Source organism: Pseudomonas sp. KCJK8993 (assembly GCF_046230915.1).
GTDB lineage: Bacteria > Pseudomonadota > Gammaproteobacteria > Pseudomonadales > Pseudomonadaceae > Aquipseudomonas > Aquipseudomonas piscis.
Map to the genome: position 1 here is coordinate 1 of NZ_JBJJLO010000055.1, position 19,337 is coordinate 19,337.

General features: G+C 65.2%; 14 protein-coding genes. 3 read left to right on the forward strand and 11 right to left on the reverse strand.

Annotated elements, in window-relative coordinates; genetic code table 11:
* The 11 genes from ACK6AU_RS17870 to tssA form a co-directional block, all read right to left on the reverse strand.
* The coding region (locus tag ACK6AU_RS17870; protein ID WP_409300389.1) for a DUF6531 domain-containing protein at nt 1-3,159 on the reverse strand (3,159 nt) is incomplete at its 3' end.
* A gap of 9 nt (nt 3,160-3,168) precedes the next feature.
* Nucleotides 3,169-3,594, reverse strand: a complete 426-nt coding sequence (locus ACK6AU_RS17875; protein WP_185696854.1) for a DcrB-related protein — start codon at nt 3,592-3,594, stop codon at nt 3,169-3,171.
* An 18-nt stretch (nt 3,595-3,612) separates the two neighbouring features.
* Nucleotides 3,613-5,550, reverse strand: coding sequence for a type VI secretion system Vgr family protein (locus ACK6AU_RS17880; protein WP_409300391.1), 1,938 nt, complete (start codon nt 5,548-5,550; stop codon nt 3,613-3,615).
* Between the two features lie 84 nt (nt 5,551-5,634).
* Nucleotides 5,635-8,310, reverse strand: coding sequence for a type VI secretion system ATPase TssH (tssH, locus tag ACK6AU_RS17885; protein ID WP_185696856.1), 2,676 nt, complete (start codon nt 8,308-8,310; stop codon nt 5,635-5,637).
* Entirely contained in the window at nt 8,303-9,355 is a 1,053-nt protein-coding gene (gene tssG, locus ACK6AU_RS17890; protein ID WP_185696857.1) for a type VI secretion system baseplate subunit TssG, read from the reverse strand. The genes tssH and tssG overlap by 8 nt, the downstream gene beginning before the upstream one ends.
* Nucleotides 9,319-11,178 (reverse strand): type VI secretion system baseplate subunit TssF, encoded by a 1,860-nt coding sequence (gene tssF / locus ACK6AU_RS17895; RefSeq protein WP_185696858.1) that lies wholly within the window; start codon nt 11,176-11,178, stop codon nt 9,319-9,321. The genes tssG and tssF overlap by 37 nt, the downstream gene beginning before the upstream one ends.
* Nucleotides 11,175-11,690 carry a type VI secretion system baseplate subunit TssE gene (tssE, locus tag ACK6AU_RS17900; RefSeq protein ID WP_185696859.1) on the reverse strand — a complete coding sequence of 172 codons (516 nt, stop codon included), beginning with the start codon at nt 11,688-11,690 and terminating at the stop codon, nt 11,175-11,177. The genes tssF and tssE overlap by 4 nt, the downstream gene beginning before the upstream one ends.
* A 149-nt stretch (nt 11,691-11,839) precedes the next feature.
* Nucleotides 11,840-12,328, reverse strand: a complete 489-nt coding sequence (locus ACK6AU_RS17905; RefSeq protein ID WP_185696860.1) for a type VI secretion system tube protein Hcp — start codon at nt 12,326-12,328, stop codon at nt 11,840-11,842.
* Nucleotides 12,329-12,412: 84 nt separating this feature from the next.
* On the reverse strand, nt 12,413-13,906 hold the full coding sequence (gene tssC / locus ACK6AU_RS17910) for a type VI secretion system contractile sheath large subunit (RefSeq protein ID WP_022641869.1): 1,494 nt from the start codon (nt 13,904-13,906) through the stop codon (nt 12,413-12,415).
* A gap of 15 nt (nt 13,907-13,921) precedes the next feature.
* Nucleotides 13,922-14,437, reverse strand: a complete 516-nt coding sequence (tssB, locus tag ACK6AU_RS17915; RefSeq protein WP_185696861.1) for a type VI secretion system contractile sheath small subunit — start codon at nt 14,435-14,437, stop codon at nt 13,922-13,924.
* A gap of 81 nt (nt 14,438-14,518) precedes the next feature.
* Entirely contained in the window at nt 14,519-15,538 is a 1,020-nt protein-coding gene (gene tssA / locus ACK6AU_RS17920; protein ID WP_409300396.1) for a type VI secretion system protein TssA, read from the reverse strand.
* Nucleotides 15,539-15,930: 392 nt separating this feature from the next.
* Between tssA and tagH the strand changes: the two genes are divergently transcribed.
* From tagH to tssK, 3 genes are all read left to right on the forward strand, one after another.
* Entirely contained in the window at nt 15,931-17,412 is a 1,482-nt protein-coding gene (gene tagH / locus ACK6AU_RS17925) for a type VI secretion system-associated FHA domain protein TagH (protein WP_409300398.1), read from the forward strand.
* A 61-nt stretch (nt 17,413-17,473) separates the two neighbouring features.
* Entirely contained in the window at nt 17,474-17,983 is a 510-nt protein-coding gene (tssJ, locus tag ACK6AU_RS17930; RefSeq protein ID WP_185696864.1) for a type VI secretion system lipoprotein TssJ, read from the forward strand.
* A 15-nt stretch (nt 17,984-17,998) separates the two neighbouring features.
* Nucleotides 17,999-19,333 (forward strand): type VI secretion system baseplate subunit TssK, encoded by a 1,335-nt coding sequence (gene tssK / locus ACK6AU_RS17935; RefSeq protein ID WP_185696865.1) that lies wholly within the window; start codon nt 17,999-18,001, stop codon nt 19,331-19,333.
* Nucleotides 19,334-19,337 lie beyond the last annotated feature (4 nt).

Here is a 19,337-nt window from a genome sequence, read left to right on the forward strand (position 1 = left end):
AGGGTCGAAGTCGAAGTGCTTCTGCAGTTCCAGCGAAGGGTTGCCCGGCGCTTGTGTCGAGCGCCGCAGGCGAGCGCGCAGGCGCCCGCCGCGGTCATATTCACTGTGGCTGCTGATCTGGCCCTGGGTCCGCAACACTTCGCGGTGCAGCCGGTCGCGTTCGAAGTCGCTGATGGGCTGGCCGTCGAGGTTGATCTGGTGCAGATGGCCGCTGCCGTAATACAAGCGGTTGAGCCAGCGGCCATCCGGCAGGCGAGTACGGGTGGGATTACCCAGCTCGTCGTATTGGTAGTGCAGGCTGGCCTCGGGGCCCTGTTCCGAGAGCAACTGGCCGAGGGCATCGTAGGCGAAAGCCAGATTTTGCTGCTGGCCGGCGATATCGGTGAATTGCACCGCCGTCAGTTGATCCAGCGGATCGTAGTGGTATTGGGTATGCCCGTCGTCGGTGGTCTTGCCGATCAAGCGACCCACGGCATCGCGCTGCAAGTGATGGACGATGGGCTCTACGGCCGGCGCTCCCGGGGCCTGGGGCGCGGGCACGAACTCCAGCCGGGTGACCTGGTCCAGGCGGTCGTAGGCATAGCATCGGGCGCTGCCGTCGAGGTCCTGCTGTTGCACCAGGCGATCACCAGCGTCCCAGGTGAAGCGGTAGCTTTCTCCGTTTTCATTGGTCAGTACCTGCAGGCGGCCAAAGGCGTCATAGCCGAACTGCACCTGCCGGCCGTGGGGATCGGTGCGCAAGCGTACCTGTCCCCGGCGATCGTATTGATACCCTGTGCTGTGGCCCGCCGGGTCGATATAGCCGGTCAGCAGGCCACTGGCGTCGCGCTGGTAGTGTTCGCTGCGGCCATCCGGCAGCCGGCTTTGCAACAAGCGCCCCTGGGCGTTGTAGTGGAAGGTCTGGCGCTCGCCCAGGGCGTTGGTAATGACCTGCAGATAGCCTTGGCGGTCATAGCTGAAACGGGTGGGGTAACCCGAGCAGTCGATCTGTTGCAGCAGCTGTCCCTGGTCGTTCCATTCCAGCGTCTTGCTTTTGCCGCTGGCGTCGATTACTTCCCGCACCAGGCCCCGTGAGTCATAGCGGTAGAGGGTGCTGTGGCCCAGAGGATCGGTTTCGCGAGTGCAGTTGCCCCGGGCGTCGTACTGGTAGGTCCAGGTATTGCCGGCAGCGTCGATTTCCGCCAGTGGCAGGGACCAGTGTTCCAGCCACAGGGTCGACTCGCTGCGGCCCAGGGGGTCGATGCTGCGGCAGAGATTGCCGGCATCGTCATACTCGAATTGATATTGGCCGCCCATGGGGTCGATCGCTGCGAGCAACTGGCGCTCGTCGTTCCATTGGAACTGCCAGGTCTGTCCCAGGTTATCGGTGTATTCGGTGATCTGCCGCTGGCTGTTCCAGCGCCGCAGGCTCTGGCGTTGCAAGCTGTCGGTGATGCGGGTGACGCCTGCCTGCAGGTCGTAGTCGTAGCGGTATTCGTCGCCTTCGTCAGTGTAGTGGCGCACCACCCGCCATTCGCGCTCATCGATCCAGGCCCACTCATAGAAGCAGCGCAGCCCGGTGGGTAGCCAGTGCTCGACCATGCGCCGGGCATGATCGTAGGCAAAGTGGCGCTGCAACTGCTGGCTGGCATCGCGCACCTCGGCCAGGTCGCCTTGGCTGTCATAGGTGTAGCTGACCAGCACTTCGCGCTGTTGATCGGGGTACAGGCGCTCGATCTGCGCTACCCGACCGGGCCACTGCGGGCTGTAGATCAGTTCAACCTGGACCTGATCGAAGGCGTCGCGCAGGCGGCTAAGGAGTCCGCTGGTGTCATAGTCCAGGTGAATGCGGTTGTCGTTGCGATCTCCCAACTGGCTCAGGCGCAAGTGCTCGGGGTTGCCTGGCGTGGGTTCGAACAGTCGGTACAGGCCGTCCTCGCTTTCGATCAGCAGCCGGCCGTCGTGGTTGCGCCTTACGCTGAGTCCTTCACCATCGCTGAATACCGCGCCACCGAGGGGGATCGACCCCATATCGATCCGTCGTCCCTGTTCATCGGTGTAGATCAGGCGTTCACCGCCTTCGGGGTGAGCGTGGAGCTGCACGCAGATCTCGTAATTCACGCTCCAGCCTGCGCCGAACAACCCGTCCCGGCGTTCATCGAGGCTGTTGTAGACACGCTGCCAGTCGATGGGCAGCACACCGGGCAAGGCGAAGTCCAGGTCCTCGTCATCCCCCAGAACCTTGGCCCCGGTCGCTGCGTGCACCGGGTTCGGCGAGCCGGCGATGGCTTGGGTCAGCGCTCCCGTTGCCTGGCTGACCACAAAGGAATTGACCCCCGACATCAGCATGCACGGCAGGTTGCTGAGGAACTTGCCCTTGCCGCCCTTGAGCATCATCAGCACGGTCACCGCCAGGCCCACCCCCGGGGTCTTGCCACTGCGGATCTCGCGTACCACCACCGAGCCGCCGCCGATGGTGACGTTGGGGGAAATGGGGCCGGCCGATACCACCTTGGCGTCGCAGGTGCTGCGATCGCCGCTGCGCACTGCCGGCTGGCCGTCGATGCTGACCTTCTCCGAACCCTCGGCCAGGTACTGCGGTGGCATGGGCGGGTGCTTGGTACAGGTGATCAGGTCCTGGTCCCTGGGTTCGGAGCCAGGGGCAGGGGAGGCCACGGTGGGCCGCCACATCTGCGAGAAGAATTCCGTGGCCATGTCGAGAAAGCCCGGGCCTTCCTCCGGGGTGGCCGAAGGCGTGTCGGTGGCTTCGCCTTCTTCGGCACCGTCGCCGTTGATCTGCGACGGCGGGGCGATACCGGCCGCGCGGGCCGCCGGCTTGTTGTTGGTGAGGACCTTTTTCGAGCCGCTGGCGATGGTGGCCTGGATCGAGGGCGGGAACAGTGCGTTGCCTATGTCCTCGCATAAACTGCTCAAGCCCTTGTCGGCGCCGGTCTTGCTCATGACCACGCCCACCACCACGCCCACCACCAGCCCTAGCACGCAGGCACCGAGGCCGCCGGTGGCCACGGTGATGCCGGCTGCCGCAGCGACTGCCATGGTCGCCAGGGCGCCGATGGCAACGTTGGCCGCGACCTCCAGTACACCGCCGAGGATGTCGGCCATCATCGAGGTGTGTTCCAGCCCGTCGCCCAGGCGGGCGGCCCAGAGTGCATCAGACATGTGCGAGCCTCAGCCCAGGACCAGGGTGTTCTTGATCTGCTGCCAATGCGCGGCTTCGGCGTCGCCGAGCTTCTGGGCCTTGACGTAGCTCATGGCGAGCATCTGTCGGGTGCCGGGTAGCACCAGCGCCAGCTGGTACTGGAATACGCGTTCCTTGCCCTTGTTGAACTGGCTGCGCAGCTCCATGGCCTGGATCTCCTTGGCCGGCCCCACCAGCACTGGCTGCGGTGCCTGCGCGCGCAGCTCCTGCACCTGCTGCTCCAGGCGTTGCAGTTGGCTGGCCAGGCTGCTCTCCAGGGTTTCGCCGTCGCCCAGCAGGCTGCGGCTGACGATCAGCGAAGTGCCCAGGTCCGGGAACTTGAGGATGTTGATCGAGGCGTCCTGCAGTTCGCCGGCTGGCGGCTGGAACTGCAGTTCGTTGAGGCGATAGGTCATGACCCATGTGTCCTTTGATTAACCCTTGGGGGTGGGGAAGACCGCGCTGACCTTGGCAGTAATGGCGCCTTGTACGCCCTGGCCTTCAGTGGTGGTGCCCGGGCCGCCGCCATTGTTCAGGTGCAATACGCCGCCGGTATTGATCTGCGCGTCGCTGGAGGCGTGGACGCTGATGTTGACCCCGCACAGGTTGATCTGGCCGCTGGCGTTGAGCTCCAGGATGCTGGCGCCGCAGACCAGGCGCAGGCGCTCGCCGACCTCGATCACGTAGCTCTGGCCGATGCTGTCGAGTTTCTTCTCGCCCACCGTCAGTTCATCCACGTGCCGGACGATGCGCACCCGCTTGTTGCCGATGGTCACGAACTCGTCGTGGCCGATGCTCTTGTTGCGGTTGTTGCCCACCGAGTGGCTCTCGTTGACCTCGACCACGATGTCCTGGTTGCGCTCGGCATGGATGTACAGCTGCTCGGCGCCCTTCTTGTCCTCCATGCGGATTTCGTTGAAGTTGGCCGGCGAGCCGCCCTTGCTCGAGCGGCTCTTCATGCCGCTCTGGGTCGCATTGGCCGGCAGGTCGTAGGGCACGGTCTGCTCGGCGTTGTACACCCGACCGGTAATGATCGGGCGGTCGGGGTCACCCTCGAGGAAGCTGACGATGACCTCCTGGCCGATCCGCGGGATCTGCATCGAGCCCCAGTTCTTGCCGGCCCAGGCCTGGGACACGCGGATCCAGCAGGAGCTGTTTTCGTTGGACTGGTCATGGCGATCCCAGTGGAAGTGCACCTTGACCCGGCCGTACTGGTCGGTCCAGATCTCCTCGCCGGCAGGACCCACCACCCGCGCGGTCTGCGGGCCCTGGACCAGCGGCTTGTGGGTGCTGGCCAGGGGCCGGAAGCTCTGCTGGGAGTCGATGCAGGTCAGGTGGCTTTCGAACTGCGCGCCACCACCGCCGCCGCCGCTCTCCAGGCTTTCCTGGACCAGGTAGTAGCGGATGCCGACGATCAGGTACTCGCGGTTCTGGTCCTGGCGGCTGAAGCCGGTGAGGCTGAACAGGTTGCCCACTCCCAGGCCACGGGCGTTGCCGCTGAGCTCGATGCGCTCGTGCAGGCTTTGCAGGGCCTCGATGCGGGTCTGCGCATAGTGCTCGCCGTCGCTGCTCTGTACGTAGGTGCCGGGATAGTCGTACAGCGGATAGTCGCCGCCGGTGTGCGGGCGCGGCATGGCCGAGCGCACGTCGATCCGCGCGCTGGGGCGCTGGAAGTCGTAGTCGTTGAGCTCCAGGGAGCCGGGCTGGACTTCCTGGGCCAGGTGCCAGTCGAAGATATGGTCGCGCTCGCGTTGCTGTTCGTCGCGGGGGTAGTAGGGCACCGAGGCGTAGCCGGGCACGCTGCCGTGGGCGCCGTAGGCGTCGGCGAGCACCAGCACATGGCGGTCCTTCTCGTGGCGGAAGAAGTAGTAGATGCCTTCCTGCTCCATCAACCGGCTGACGAAGTCGAAGCTGGTCTCCCGGTACTGCACGCAGTATTCCCACTCGCGGTAGGGACGGCTCAGGGCGTCTTCGAAATCCGAGAAACCCAGGTCGCGGAACACCTGCTTGATGATCTGCGGAATGCTCAGGTTCTGGAAAATCCGGCAGTCGGAGGTGCGGCTGAGCAACCACAGCCAGGGCCGCAGCGTCACCTGGTAGCTGGCGAACTGGCCGGTGTCGATGTTCTGGCTGCAACGCGCCACGATGCCGTGGAAATGCCGCTGGCCGCCGCCGTCCAGCTGCACGCTCAAGCCCATGGGCTTGCCCAGCAGCTGGTTGAGGTCGATGGCCGCGTCGCTGGAAGTCAGTTGCAGCTGGTAGTCGAACAGGCGCCCCAGCTCCTCGCCGCCGCCCATGCTCTTGAGCAGCAGGACATCCGGGCCCAGGGGGCAGTTGACCTGCGCCAGTCGTGTGGATTGCTGAAATAGCATCGTCAGTCTCGTTGAAGGGGGAAAGCAGCGGCAAGCTGCAAGTTGCTAGCTACAAGCCTGGAGCTTGCCGCTTGCCGCTGACTCTTAGTTTGGCTCGCTGAAGTCGTAGTGCAGTTCGTTGTCCCGCTGGCTGATGCGCACTCCGGCCAGGGCCTTGCCTTCGAGCATGCGCGTGAGGAACTCGCGGCTCATGTCCGGCAGCAGGCTGTTGGTCAGGATGGCGTCGATCATGCGGCCACCGCTTTCGGTCTCGGTGCAGCGCGAGACGATCAGGTCGACCACCGCGTCGTCGAAGTCGAAGCCCACCTTGTGGGTGCTCTCCACGCGTTTCTTGATCCGCCCCAGCTGCAGGCGGGTGATGGCCTTGAGCATCTCGTCGCTCAGCGGGTAGTAGGGGATGGTCACCAGGCGGCCCAGCAGTGCCGGCGGGAAGATCTCCAGCAGCGGCTGGCGCAGGGCCTTGGCGATCTCTTCCGGCTCCGGCACGTCCTGCGGGTTCTTGCAGACATCGGCGATCAGCTCGGTGCCGGCGTTGGTGGTGAGCAGGATCAGGGTGTTCTTGAAGTCGATCATGCGGCCTTCGCCGTCTTCCATGACGCCCTTGTCGAACACCTGGAAGAAGATCTCGTGCACGTCCGGGTGGGCTTTTTCCACTTCATCGAGCAGCACCACGCTGTAGGGCTTGCGCCGCACCGCTTCGGTCAGCACGCCGCCTTCGCCGTAGCCGACGTAGCCGGGCGGGGCACCCTTGAGGGTGGACACGGTGTGGGCTTCCTGGAACTCGCTCATGTTGATGGTGATGACGTTCTGCTCGCCGCCGTACATGGCTTCGGCCAGGGCCAGGGCGGTCTCGGTCTTGCCCACCCCGGAGGTGCCGGCGAGCATGAACACGCCGATCGGCTTGTTGGGGTTGTCCAGGCCCGCGCGGGAGGTCTGGATGCGCTTGGCGATCATCTGCAGGGCGTGGTCCTGGCCGATGATGCGCTTCTTCAGGTGCTGGTCGAGGTTGAGCACGGTCTCGATTTCATTGCGGGCCATGCGACCCACCGGGATCCCGGTCCAGTCGGCCACCACCGAGGCCACCGCCTGGTAGTCCACGGTCGGCAGGATCAGCGGGTTCTCGCCCTGCAGGGCGCTGAGGCGTTGTTGCAGGTCCACCAGTTTCTCGCGCAGGCCGTGGCCTTCATCGCCCGCGTCGCTGTCCACCAGGCCGACGTTCTCGCGCAGTTGGGCGCGGGTGGCCAGCAACTCGTCCACCAGGGTCTTTTCTTCGCTCCAGCGGCTTTCCAGCTCGGCCAGGCGCTCACGCTCGGCGGCCAGCAGGTTCTCGCTGTTGACCTGGCGCTGGCCGATGGCGACGCCGATCGCCTGTTCCCGGGCGATGATCTGCAGTTCGGTTTCCAGCGCTTCGATGCGCCGACGGCTGTCGTCCACCTCGGCCGGCACCGCATGCAGGCTGATGGCGACTCGGGCGCAGGCGGTGTCCAGCAGGCTCACCGACTTGTCCGGCAACTGGCGCGCCGGGATGTAGCGATGGGACAGCTTGACCGCCGCCTCCAGGGCTTCGTCGAGGATCTGTACCTGGTGGTGCTGTTCCATGGTCGAGGCCACGCCGCGCATCATCAGCAGCGCCTTGTCTTCCGAGGGCTCGGCCACTTGTACCACCTGGAAGCGCCGGGTCAGGGCCGGGTCTTTCTCGATGTGCTTCTTGTACTCGGCCCAGGTGGTGGCGGCCACGGTGCGCAGGGTGCCGCGGGCCAGGGCCGGCTTGAGCAGGTTGGCCGCGTCGCCGGTGCCGGCGGCGCCCCCGGCGCCGACCAGGGTATGGGCTTCGTCGATGAACAGGATGATCGGCTTGGGCGAGGCCTGGACGTCCTCGATGACCTGGCGCAGGCGCTGTTCGAATTCGCCCTTCATGCTGGCGCCGGCCTGCAGCAGGCCGACGTCGAGGCTGCGCAGTTCGACGTCCTTGAGCGCCGGTGGCACGTCGCCGGCGACGATGCGCAGGGCGAAACCTTCGACCACGGCGGTCTTGCCCACCCCGGCCTCGCCGGTGAGGATCGGGTTGTTCTGCCGGCGGCGCATGAGGATGTCCACCAGCTGGCGGATCTCTTCGTCACGGCCGACGATGGGGTCGAGCTTGCCGCTGCGGGCCTGTTCGGTCAGGTCCACGGTGAAGCGCTTGAGCGCTTCCTGCTTGCCCAGGGCGCTGGGGGCCATGGCGCCGCTGGCTTCGCCGGGCACCGCGCCGGCATTGAAGCCATCGCTGGCCGCCAGGGCGTTTTCCGGCGAGTCGCCGATGTATTCGTCGAAGCGCTCGGCCAGGCTCTCGACCTTGATCTTGTCGAACTCCTTCGATAGCCCCAGCAGCGCATGGCGCAGGCTTGGGGTCTTGAGGATGCCGATCACCAGGTAGCCGGTGCGTACCTGGCTCTCGCCGAACATCAGGCTGCCGTAGACCCAGCCGCGCTCCACCGCTTCCTCGACGTGGGACGACAGGTCGGTGATCGAGGTCGAGCCCCGGGGCAGGCGGTCCAGGGCCTCGGTCAGGTCCTTGGCCAGGCGCGCCGGCTCCAGGTTGAACTGGCGGATGATGCGGTGCAGGTCCGAGTCCTGCAGCTGCAGCAACTGGTGGAACCAGTGGGCCAGCTCCACATAGGGGTTGCCCCGCAACTTGCAGAAGACCGTGGCGGCTTCGATGGCTTTGTAGGCAACGCTGTTGAGTTTGCCGAACAGCGCCGCGCGACTGATTTCACCCATGCTCTGTGCTCCTTGGTGTTTGTGAGGTAGTGGCCTGATCGGCGTAGTGCCGGGCCAGAATGAGGTCTTCGGCATCGCTGCCGGGACGCCCGAGCCAGGTGTTGAAACCCAGGCGCTGGCGGCCATTGAGTTGCAGTTGGGGGACCTCGTCCTTGCGCAGGACCAGGTTCAGGTCCCAGTCCAGTTCGTGGCCCAGGTATTCGGCGACCCAAGCCACCAGCTCCTTGAACTGCTGGCCGTCAGGGAGCATCCCCAGGTAGTCGTCCAGCTTCAGCGGGCCGAGGCGGATGCGGAATTTGTGCTGGCGGTCCCAGACGTGGCTGCCCAGGCAGAAGTCCACGCCCAGCTGGTGGGCCTGGACTCCGAGCCGGCTACGCTCGGGCAACTCCAGCCACTGGCCGACGTATTCCTCGATGGCCACCGGCAGGCCGAAATACTCGCCGATGATCGCCCGCAGGCCGTCGGGGTAGCGGGTCTGGGCCGAGAGATGGCCGCTGTAGTGCAGCTTGGCGGTGTCGGCGATCAGCCCCTGCTTGAGCAGGCTTCGCATGCCCCGGCCGCTCAGGGCCGCCAGGCGCGCCGACCAGTAGTCGTCGTCCGGGCGATCGTGGCTGACCGTCGGCCGCGCTTCGGCCCAGGCGCGATAGAACAGGCTCAGCAGGCGATGGTGGAATACGTCCAGGAAGCGCTTGCTGGTGCTGTCGGCGTTGTTGCGCTGGCGCTCGCGCACGTATTCGGTAAAGTGCAGCGGCATCGGCCCATTGGGACCGCCCAGGCCGAAGAAGAACTGCTCCAGGCGGGTGCTGGCGCCGTCGTTGCCGGGGGTGACCGAGGCCAGGGTCGCCGGGGCGAAGGTGCAATCGGCCTGTTGGCCCAGGCGCAGCGGATCGTCCGCCAGGCGCAGGGAGTGACCGAAGCGCGGCAGTTGCGGCGACAGGCATTCGATACGCCGCAGGGCCTGGAAGAAGTCGTACTCCCAGGGCTCGGCGTGCATCGCCGCCAGCGTATTCAAAGAGTCGGACGACGTCCGGGCTTGGCTTTCCATCGCATGATCTCGCCGCGTTCGGTGGTACGGATCACCGTCTCGGTAAAACTGTTGATCGACACGTAGCGTGCCAGGAAGCGCTCGAACACGGCCCCGAGCAGGAACACCCCGGTGCCGCGAAACGCGTTTTCATCGAATTCCAGGGTGATCTCCAGGCCCCGTCCGAAGACGATCGGCCCAGGCATCGGCAGGCGCCGCGTCACCGCCTTGCTGCTGACCTCGCGCAGGCCTTCGATCTGCAGTTGCAGGGCCGCGTCGTTGCTGTCGCCATACAAGCGCAGCAGCTCGCGCAGGGCCGCCGCGCCCTGGCCCTGTTCGGCGAGCGACAGGTAGTTCAGCGACAGCTGGCTGATCAGGCGCCAGGCTTTGCCGTCATGGGCGTGGCTGGGACGTGGCCGGCTCGGTCCGGCCAGGCAGCGGATGGCCTGCACCGGGGCGCTGTCGGCCAGGGTGAAGTCGGTCTTGCCGCTGCCCACGTTCATGAACAGCGGCAGGTCGCGGTTGGTGCACAGGGCGCTGACCCCGAGCTGGCGCAGGTCATGGCGATAGGGCGCCTGCTGGCTGTCCACCAGGCTGACGAAGGATTCGCTGCCGATGTAGGTCGAGCGCGGGCCGTTGCGGCGCTGGTCGCTGGACAGCACCCGGGGTTCGCGCCGCAGGATGTAGTAGGCCTGGTCACGGCCATAGCGCGACGGATCGCGCACCGCATAGAACGGCAGGAACGGCTGCTCCGGCCCGGTGCCGTGGCCGCTGAGGGTGCTCAACGAATGCACTTCATAGTCCATCGGCCGGGTACGGTCGGCGATCACATGGTGCTCGTTGACCCGGTCGGACAAGTGGATGCGGTCCAGGCGCTTGGGAAACAGGTTGATCGCCGGGGTGCAGAAGGGCACGAACTGGTTGCTGCCGACGCTGCCTTCCAGGCTCTGCTCGAAGCGCTCGAACAGCACGATCAGCTCCAGCTCCTGGCCGGTGCAACGCTGCACCGCGCGGCCCAGCTGGGCGAACTCGACGAACAGGAAGCGGTTGGGCAGGGCGAAGTATTCCTGCAACAGGCGATAGCCCTGGAACGCCTGGGGCACCACTGGCAGCGCCGCGTCGCGGTCGTCGAAACCCCGCGAGCGCAGGGCGTCCTGGGGCAGGCGTTCGACCCAGTCGCCACCCGGGGCCCGGGCGAAGATCGCGCAGGCGTTGCCCAGCAGTTGTTCGTAGAGACGGAACGGCAGCTCGTCGTTGCCGTTCAGGTACAGCGGCAGCTCGTCCAGGGCCAGGCTGCAAAATGGCAGCTCGGCGCCGGTGCGCAGGGTCAGGCGCAGCCCGGCCTTGGCCTTGGGTTCGCTGGCGGCCAGGCGCCCGAGTACCGCCGAGGGGTTGCCGAAGTATTCGGCCTGGCTCACTTGCAGCGGCCACAGGGTCACCGGGTGGGCGGTGCGGTATTCACAGCAGGTCTGGGTGTCGCGACCCAGGGCCGCGCGCAGGCTGATGCCACGCTCCAGGGTGAAGCCGCTGCCCAGGCTGCCTTCGTCGGGATCGGTCTGCAATTGCACCACGGTCATCGACGGGGTCGGCGCCAGGTAGTGCGGGTAGGCGATCTCCAGCAGGTTATGGGTGAAGGTCGGGTATTCGGCATCGAGCTTGAGTTGCACCCGGGCCGCCAGGTAGGCGAAGCCTTCCAGCAGGCGCTCGACATAGGGGTCGGCGCAGTCCATGCCCGACAGGGTCAGGCGGCTGGCGATCTTCGGGTATTCCTTGGCGAACTCCGCGGCGCTCTCGCGCACGTGGTGCAATTCCTGGTTGTACAGGTCCAGCAGGCGCGGGTTCATGGGCGCCTCCGGGAATCGCCCTGGACCACCCGGACATGCCCGGATTCCAGGTCCATGTCGGTTTGCAGCAACAGGCGCAGGGGCATCGGTTGCGCCCACAGGTCGCCTTCGATCTCGAAACTCAGGGCGTTGTGGTTCATCTCGCCGGGCGCGGTGCGCGCGCGGACCCGCAAGGTGTTGCGCAGGATCCGCGGTTCGAAGGTGGCGATGGCCTGGTGGATCAGGTTCTCCAGGGCCGGGATATCGATGCTCGACGCGCTGTACCCGGCCAGGGCCGGCAGGCCGTAGTTGACCACCGAGGTGCCGGCGGGGGTGTGCAGGGTGGCGTCGGCTTCGAGCAATGAGGTGGTGTTGAGCAGCCAGGCGAGATCGCGCAGGACCGAGGCCTTGAGCTGGCTCAGGGACAGGACGCGCTTGTCCGGGCTTTCTTTCAGGTTGCCGGGTTCGTCGTCGGTCAGACGATCCAGCAGGGAAGGTTGCAAGCGATCGCGAGCGGCGATGTCGGTTACCACGGGGTTCGCTCCAGGATCGGATTGCGCAGGCAGGACGTCAGAAAAATGGATGCAGCCTCAAAACGCGCCAACCTGTAGCCGCTGCCGCAGGCGACGAGACCCGGGACGTTGCCCGGGCCTCGGGATGCCTGCGACGCGGCCGCAGTGGATCAGCGCTTGGTGTTCGAGCGGATGTTCCAGCCGTATTTGATCGGGCCGCCGTCCTTGGTGCCGTCGGCTTTCTGCGGCTGGTACTCGACCGCCACCTGGGCGAAGTTCAGGGTGATGTTCTCGGTCAGGCGATCGTCGCTGCCCGAACCACCGGTGCTCAGGGAAGTGATCAGCACTTCTTCCAGGTCGATGATCATGTACTCGACCTGGCTTTCACCGCCGGCCTTGCGCACGGTCAGGCGCACCTTGTCGATGTGCTTGCCGCTGGAGCAGTGCATCATCAGGTTCGGCGAAGCCTTGTCGACGTACTTGGTCAACGACAGGTCCTGGATGTTGACCTTGCCCGCGCCGCCGCCACCGCCAACGTGCATGTTGCCGGACTGGGACATGCCCCAGCTCCAGTTCAGCACATCGATCTCGTCCTTATGGATCTTGTCCATGGACTCGCCCTTGATGTCACCGATCTTGATGAAAATATCAACAGCCATGTTTTCTCCCTGTGTGGCCCTTGCCACGATGTTTGTTCGGCTTGGCGGCCGCCGGCATTCGGTCAGCGGCCGCTAGTTGGGGTGTCAGGCGCCTTTTGCCGATGGCAGCTTGGAAACCAGGCGCAGCGAAACGGTCAGTCCTTCGAGCTGGTAGTGCGGACGCAGGAAGAACTTGGAGTTGTAGTAGCCCGGGTTGCCTTCGACTTCCTCGACCACCACTTCCGCCGCGGCCAGCGGGTGCTGGGCCTTGGTGGTCTCGGTGGAGTGCGCCGGGTCGCCATCGACGTAGTTGAGGATCCAGTCCTGCAACCAGCGCTGCATCTCGTCCTTCTCTTTGAAGGAGCCGATCTTGTCGCGCACGATGCACTTGAGGTAGTGGGCGAAGCGGCAGGTGGCGAACAGGTACGGCAGGCGCGCGGCCAGGTTGGCGTTGGCGGTGGCGTCCGGATCGTCGTACTCGGCCGGTTTCTGCAGCGACTGGGCGCCGATGAAGGCCGCGAAGTCGGTGTTCTTCTTGTGCAGCAGCGGCATGAAGCCGTTCTTGGCCAGCTCCGCCTCGCGCCGGTCGGAGATGGCGATCTCGGTCGGGCACTTCATGTCCACGCCACCGTCGTCGGTGGGGAAGGTGTGCGCCGGCAGGTTCTCCACCTCGCCGCCGGACTCCACGCCGCGGATCCGCGAGCACCAGCCGAAGTGCTTGAACGAACGGTTGATGTTCACCGCCATGGCGTAGGCCGCGTTGGCCCAGGTGTACTTGGAGCTGTCGGCGCCGTCGGTGTTCTCTTCGAAGGCGAAGGCTTCCACCGGATCGGTCTTGGCGCCGTAAGGCAGGCGTGCCAGGAAGCGCGGCATGGTCAGGCCGATGTAGCGCGAGTCTTCCGATTCACGCAGGGAGCGCCAGCCGGCGTATTCCGGGGTGGTGAAGATCTTGGTCAGGTCCCGTGGGTTGGACAGTTCCTGCCACGAGCCCATGCCCATCACGGTCGGCGAAGCCGCGGAGATGAATGGCGCGTGCATGGCCGCGCAGACCTTGGACAGCTCGCCCAGGAGCTCGACATCCGGTGGCGACTGGTCGAAGTAATAGTCGCCCACCAGGCAGCCGTAAGGCTCGCCGCCGAACTGGCCGTATTCCTCTTCGTACATCTTCTTGAACATCGGGCTCTGGTCCCAGGCCGTGCCCTTGAATTTCTTCAGGGTCTTGTGCAGCTCCGGCTTGGAGATGTTGAGCACGCGGATCTTCAGTTGCTCGTCGGTCTCGGTGTTGTTGACCAGGTAGTGCAGGCCGCGCCAGGCGCTTTCCAGCTGCTGGAATTCCGGGTGATGGATCACCTGGTTGACCTGGGCGGTGAGCTTGGCGTCGATGGCCGCGATGATCGACTCGATCGACTTGATCGCGTCGTTGGACACCAGGTCGGTCTGCGCCAGGGCCTGTTCGGCCAGGGTACGGACCGCGGTCTCCACGGCTTCGCGAGCGCGTTCGGTCTTGGGCTTGAACTCTTGCAGCAGCAGCGAGGCGAATTCGCTGGCCTGTTCGGTGGCGCCGGGTTGCGCCTGATTGTCACGCATCAATTCGGTCATGATCGTTGGTCCTGATTAAGCGTTCGGCTCGGAGTCCACAGGCTTTGGCGCACTCGCCAGGGCCTGGAGCAACGCCGGATCCTTGATGGCTTTCATGATGATTTCTTCGGCGCCGGTCTTGCCGTCCATGTAGGTCAGCAGGTTGGCCAGCTGGGTACGGGCTTCGAGCAGCTGGTTCAGCGAGTCGACCTTGCGCGCCACTGCCGCAGGGCTGAAGTCGTCCATGCTTTCGAAGGTGATGTCCAGGCTCAGGTTGCCTTCGCCGGTCAGCTCGTTGGGCACGTGGAACGCCACCCGTGGCTTCATCGCCTTGAGGCGCGAGTCGAAGTTGTCGACGTCGATTTCCAGGAACTTGCGGTCGGCCACCGGGGCCAGGGGCTCGGCCGGCTTGCCCGCCAGATCGGCCATGACGCCCATGACGAAGGGCAGCTGGACCTTTTTCTCGGCGCCGTAGAGCTCGACGTCGTATTCGATCTGTACCCGGGGCGCGCGGTTGCGCGCGATGAATTTCTGAGAACTTTGCTTCGCCACGTTGTGCTCCTGGTCGCTGCTGCGACGGTGTTGGCGTCGGTCGGTGATTGCCGTTGACGTTACTGTTCGGCCCGTCCGGGATTAGTCGGATTCGGGGCCGCGCAGGTTTTCAAATTGGGACATGCCGTCGGGGATCAGGTTGCGCACGATGGCCGCGAAGTCGGCATTGACCAGGTTCTTGGCCCGGTTGAGCAACACCGGTAGCGGGCTCGAGGGCTCGTGGCGGCTGTAGTAGGCCAGCAATCGGTCGAGGCTGCGCAGCACGTCGTCGCGGCTGTTGATCTCCCCCGAAACCCGGGGCTGGGCCGGTGCCATGGGCGCGCTGGGCTCTTGGCCGGGCGCAGGCTCGGCCTCGGCTTCGGCGGGGCTGTCGGGCGCCTGCGGAGCGTGCTGGCCCAGCACCTGCAGCGCCAGGCGCAGCGGTTGCTTGAGGGCGCTGAGGTCGACGCCACTGGCGGAGCCGACTTGTTCGCTGACCTGCTTCTCGATGGACTCGACCGCCGAGCGAGCGCTGCTCAAGGCGTGGCGAATGGCATCCAGGTGCTCGGGATCGCTGTCTTGCAGCGCGCCGGCCAGATGATCGGAACCCAGGCTCTCGCCGGAAAAATGCTGCAGGCCGGCCGCGTTCAGGGCGGCCCGCACGCTGACCGGGCCGAAGGTCCGGGAGCGGGTGAGGATGGCGTCGCGCAGCAGGCCGATGGTGGTATCGGAAGCCAGGCCGGCGAGGGCGTTGATACGGACGGTGGGATCGTTGTCGTCGTCGGCGTCCAGGCGTGGATGCAGTTGCTCCCAGTAGTCGCGCAACAGGCCGTCGATCAGCTCGAGGCTGGTGGCCAGGCCCGGCAGGCCTTCGAGGGCCAGGGTGCTCTGGAGCAGGAAATGGGTGATACGCAGGTCCTTGCTGCGAGACAGCAAGTCCAGGCTCTGCTGCTGGATGCCGCGCCACTCCGGCGGTTCGGCCGGGAGAATCGAGTCGCCCATGCTGCGCTCGGGCTGGCCCTGGGCGGACCGCTCCAGATGCAAGAAATCCGCGTCGTATTCCAGGTCTTCGCCACAAGGCGAAGTTGCTGAAATCGCAGCGAGCAACATCGGTACATCCACCTGGTTCGATCTCCCTATCAGCCTGCAGGACAGTCAGGCAGTTAATGCACTAGTTAATTGTGAACTCGCGCACATTTCTTGGTTTATATAGACTCTCTGATACTAGTGAGCCATCATCCGTGTTCAAGAAGTTGTGCATTTTTGGTGTAGTACTTGTGCCTTGTCAAGGTAAGCTATTCACCTTGCATGACAGTGATATGTCGCCTTACTTGGCCCCTTGACCGACGGGTCAAATCGAGGCCGTAAGAAAGGCTTTTGTCATCTGTGTAGGTTAGGTTGAGCGAACGTGCTGTGAACTGTGCGATTTAAGGGATTTTTGCGGGCTTTTCATCTTTTTACGGAACTTTTTACCCAACGCCGGTTCGCACGCGGATGTACAGCAAGGAGGCGCGATGTCGCTGTGTTTGACTATCACTAGTTATCATAAGATTACCCCCGGTCAATGCCCTGAGAAACTAATGAACCAGGGAGTGATGGCAATTGGCCGTAGTTCTGATAACGATTGGGTACTTCCTGATCCAGAGCGCTTAGTCTCCGCGCGACATTGCGTCATCCAATACAAGGATGGCCGCTATTACTTGACCGATAACAGTACTAATGGTGTGGAGTTAGTCCGCGCCGGTATCCGCATGCGCCGAGGCGCCAGCGAGCTGCTGGAAGATGGCGAGATCATTCGGATCGGCGATTACGAGATCAGTGCACGAATCGACTTCAACATGAGCCGGGCCCAGGTCGAGGCTTTCGCCGGGGACAACGCCAACAGCTTCGAGGCGCTGATGGGCCGCCAGTCGTCGGCGCCCACGCCGATCGAGCCGATCTCCATGGCGCCGGTGGCGCACTTCCAGGGCGCTTCGGCCCAGGACACTTTCCCCGATCTGTTCGACTTCCTGACCCCGGCCGCTACGCCGCCAGCGACCCAGCCCGACCATGTTCCTGCCGAGCAGCACGACTTCCGGCCGCCGACGCCTACCGCTATCCCCCAGCCGCTGCCCCAGGTGCCACCGGCCGCGCCAGCAGCCCAGGGAATAGGGATGATCCCGGAGGATTGGGACCTGTTCGCCGAGACGCCGTCCCGGCCGGCGCCCGCACCGCTGCCCGAGTTCGCCTCGCCAGTGCCGCCGCCAGCCGCGACGCCGTTTCCCGAGATCGGTGAGCTCGCCACGCCATTCGAGGAGCCGCAGCCGCAACCCTTGGCCGTTGCGCCAGTCGCACCTGTTGCACCTGTTGCACCTGTTGCACCTGTTGTCGCCCCGGTCGCTCCGCCGGCCAGCGAACCGGCGCCACAAGCCGACCTGCTGCAAGCCTTCCTGCGTGGCGCTGGCCTGGAGCACTTGCGCATCGACCCGCAACAGGCCGCGGCGCAGATGGAAAGCCTGGGGCGCAGCTATCGGCTGATGGTCGAGGGGCTGATCGACGTGTTGCGTGCCCGCAGCAGCCTCAAGGGCGAATTTCGCATGCAGCAGACGATGATCCGCCCGGTGGAGAACAACCCGCTGAAGTTCGCGCCCAACGTCGACGAGGCGATGCTCTTGTTGCTCCGTCACAGCAGCCAGGCGTTCATGTCTCCGGACCAGGCGGTGCAGGACAGCTTCGACGATTTGCGCGCCCACCAACTGGCGGTCATGGCCGGTGTGGAAGCGGCGATCAAGCATCTGCTCGGGCGTTTCGAGCCCAGCGAGCTTGAAGCCCGCATGAGCAAGCCCGGTGGCCTGGGCAACCTCTTCGGCGGTTCGCGCCAGGCGCAGAACTGGCAGCAGTTCACCGCGCTGTACCAGCAGATTTCCCGGGAGGCCCAGGATGATTTCCAGGACCTCTTCGGTCGCGAGTTCAGTCGCGCCTATGAAGAACACACCCATCGGCTGCGCCGTTCCTGAGCGCGCCTGGAACCCCCAAACACGGATACACGGACAGCTGACACGTCATTGAGGACGCAGGATGATTCAACGATTACTGACAGTGGTCGCCATGCTGGTACTGGCGGCTTGTGCCAAGGACACCCCGCCACCAGCGGCCGAGCCGGCCAAGGACGGACCCGGGGCCACCACGGTGGAATTGCATTTCCAGGCCACGCCCGGGCTCAATCCCAGTCCTGACGGCAGCAGCACGCCGGTGCGGGTGCGGATCTTCGAGCTCAAGAACCCGGCGGCCTTCATGCGGGCCGACTACTTCGCCCTGGCCGAGCGGGCCCCGGCCACCCTTGGCCCCGACTTGATCGACCAGGACGAAGTGCTGGTCCAGCCCGGCGACCAGTTCACGCTCAAGCGCACCCTGGACCCGGCCACTCGCCAGGTCGGCCTGGTGGTGGGTTTTCGCGAGATCGACCGGGCCCTGTGGCGGGTCAGCGTCAACGCCGCGCCCCACCTGAACAACGCATATCAGATCAGCCTCGACCTGCGCGCGGTCAGCGCCGAACTCGCGGCGTCCCCATCCAGCCCCGCCCAATAGGCAATCGGAGCAACCATGTCCTGGAACAATCGAGTGGTCTGGTCGGAAGGCATGTTCATTGGAACCCAGCACTTCCAGCAGCACGACCGTTACCTGGAGAACCTCATCGACGCCCGCAGCCGCCCGCTGGCGATCGGCGCCTGGGGCTTTTCCGAGCTGCGCATCGACCAGGGCCTGCTGGCCCAGGGCAAGCTGGCGATCATCAGCGCCCGTGGCCTGTTGCCCGACGGCACGCCGTTCAACATTCCCCATGATGACCTGGCGCCGAGCCCGCTGAGCATCGACGACAACCTGCGCGATGGCCTGGTGTACCTGGCCCTGCCGCTCAAGCGCGCGGGCGCCCGGGACACCGTGGACGAAGGCGAGGAGCTGGGCGGGGCGCGCTACCTGAGCCAGGTCCGCGAGGTACGTGACGACAACGCGCCCTTCGAAAACCGCGCCCCGGTGGCCGTCGGCGCACGTGCTCTGCGCCTGCTCACGGCCCAGGATGGCTTGAGCGACTACGCCGCCGTCGGTGTGGTGCGGGTCAAGGAAAAGCGTGCCGACCGCGCCCTGGTGCTGGACGACAGCTACATCCCGCCGTTGCTGGATGTGGCGGCTTCCAAACCGTTGAGCGCCTTTCGCAGCGAACTGCTGGGCCTACTGCACCAGCGCGGCGAAGCCCTGGCCGGGCGCGTGGTGGCCTCGGGGGCCGGCGGCGCTTCGGAAATCGCCGATTTCATGCTGCTGCAATTGGTCAACCGCGCGCAGCCGCTGATCAACCACCTGAACCAGATCAGCCCGCTGCATCCGGAGCGCTTCTACAGCGAGCTGGTGGGCCTGGCCGGCGAGTTCTCGACCTTTTCCAACAGCAGTCGGCGTCCGGCGGAGTTCCCGCAGTACCAGCATGACGAACTGGCACTGAGCTACGCCCCAGTGATGCAGGCGCTGCGCGAGGCGCTGTCGATGCTGATCGACAGCAAGGCCACGCCGATCCCGATCGTCGAGAAGGCCTACGGCGTGCACGTGGCGATGCTGGCCGACCGGACCTTGCTGGACAACGCCAGCTTCATCCTGGTGGTGCGCGCCGACGTGCCTGGCGAGACCCTGCGCGGGCGTTTCGCCCAGCAGAGCAAGGTCGGCTCGGTGGAGCACATCCGCGACCTGGTCAACCTGCAATTGCCGGGCATCGGCCTGCTGCCGCTGCCGGTGGCGCCACGCCAGTTGCCGTATCACGCGGGCTCCACCTACTACGAGCTCGATCGCGGCAGCGAGCACTGGAAGCAGCTGGCCCATTCCGGTGGCTTCGCCTTCCACGTCGCGGGGGAATTCCCGGGGTTGAACCTGGCCTTCTGGGCCATTCGAGGATAAGTCG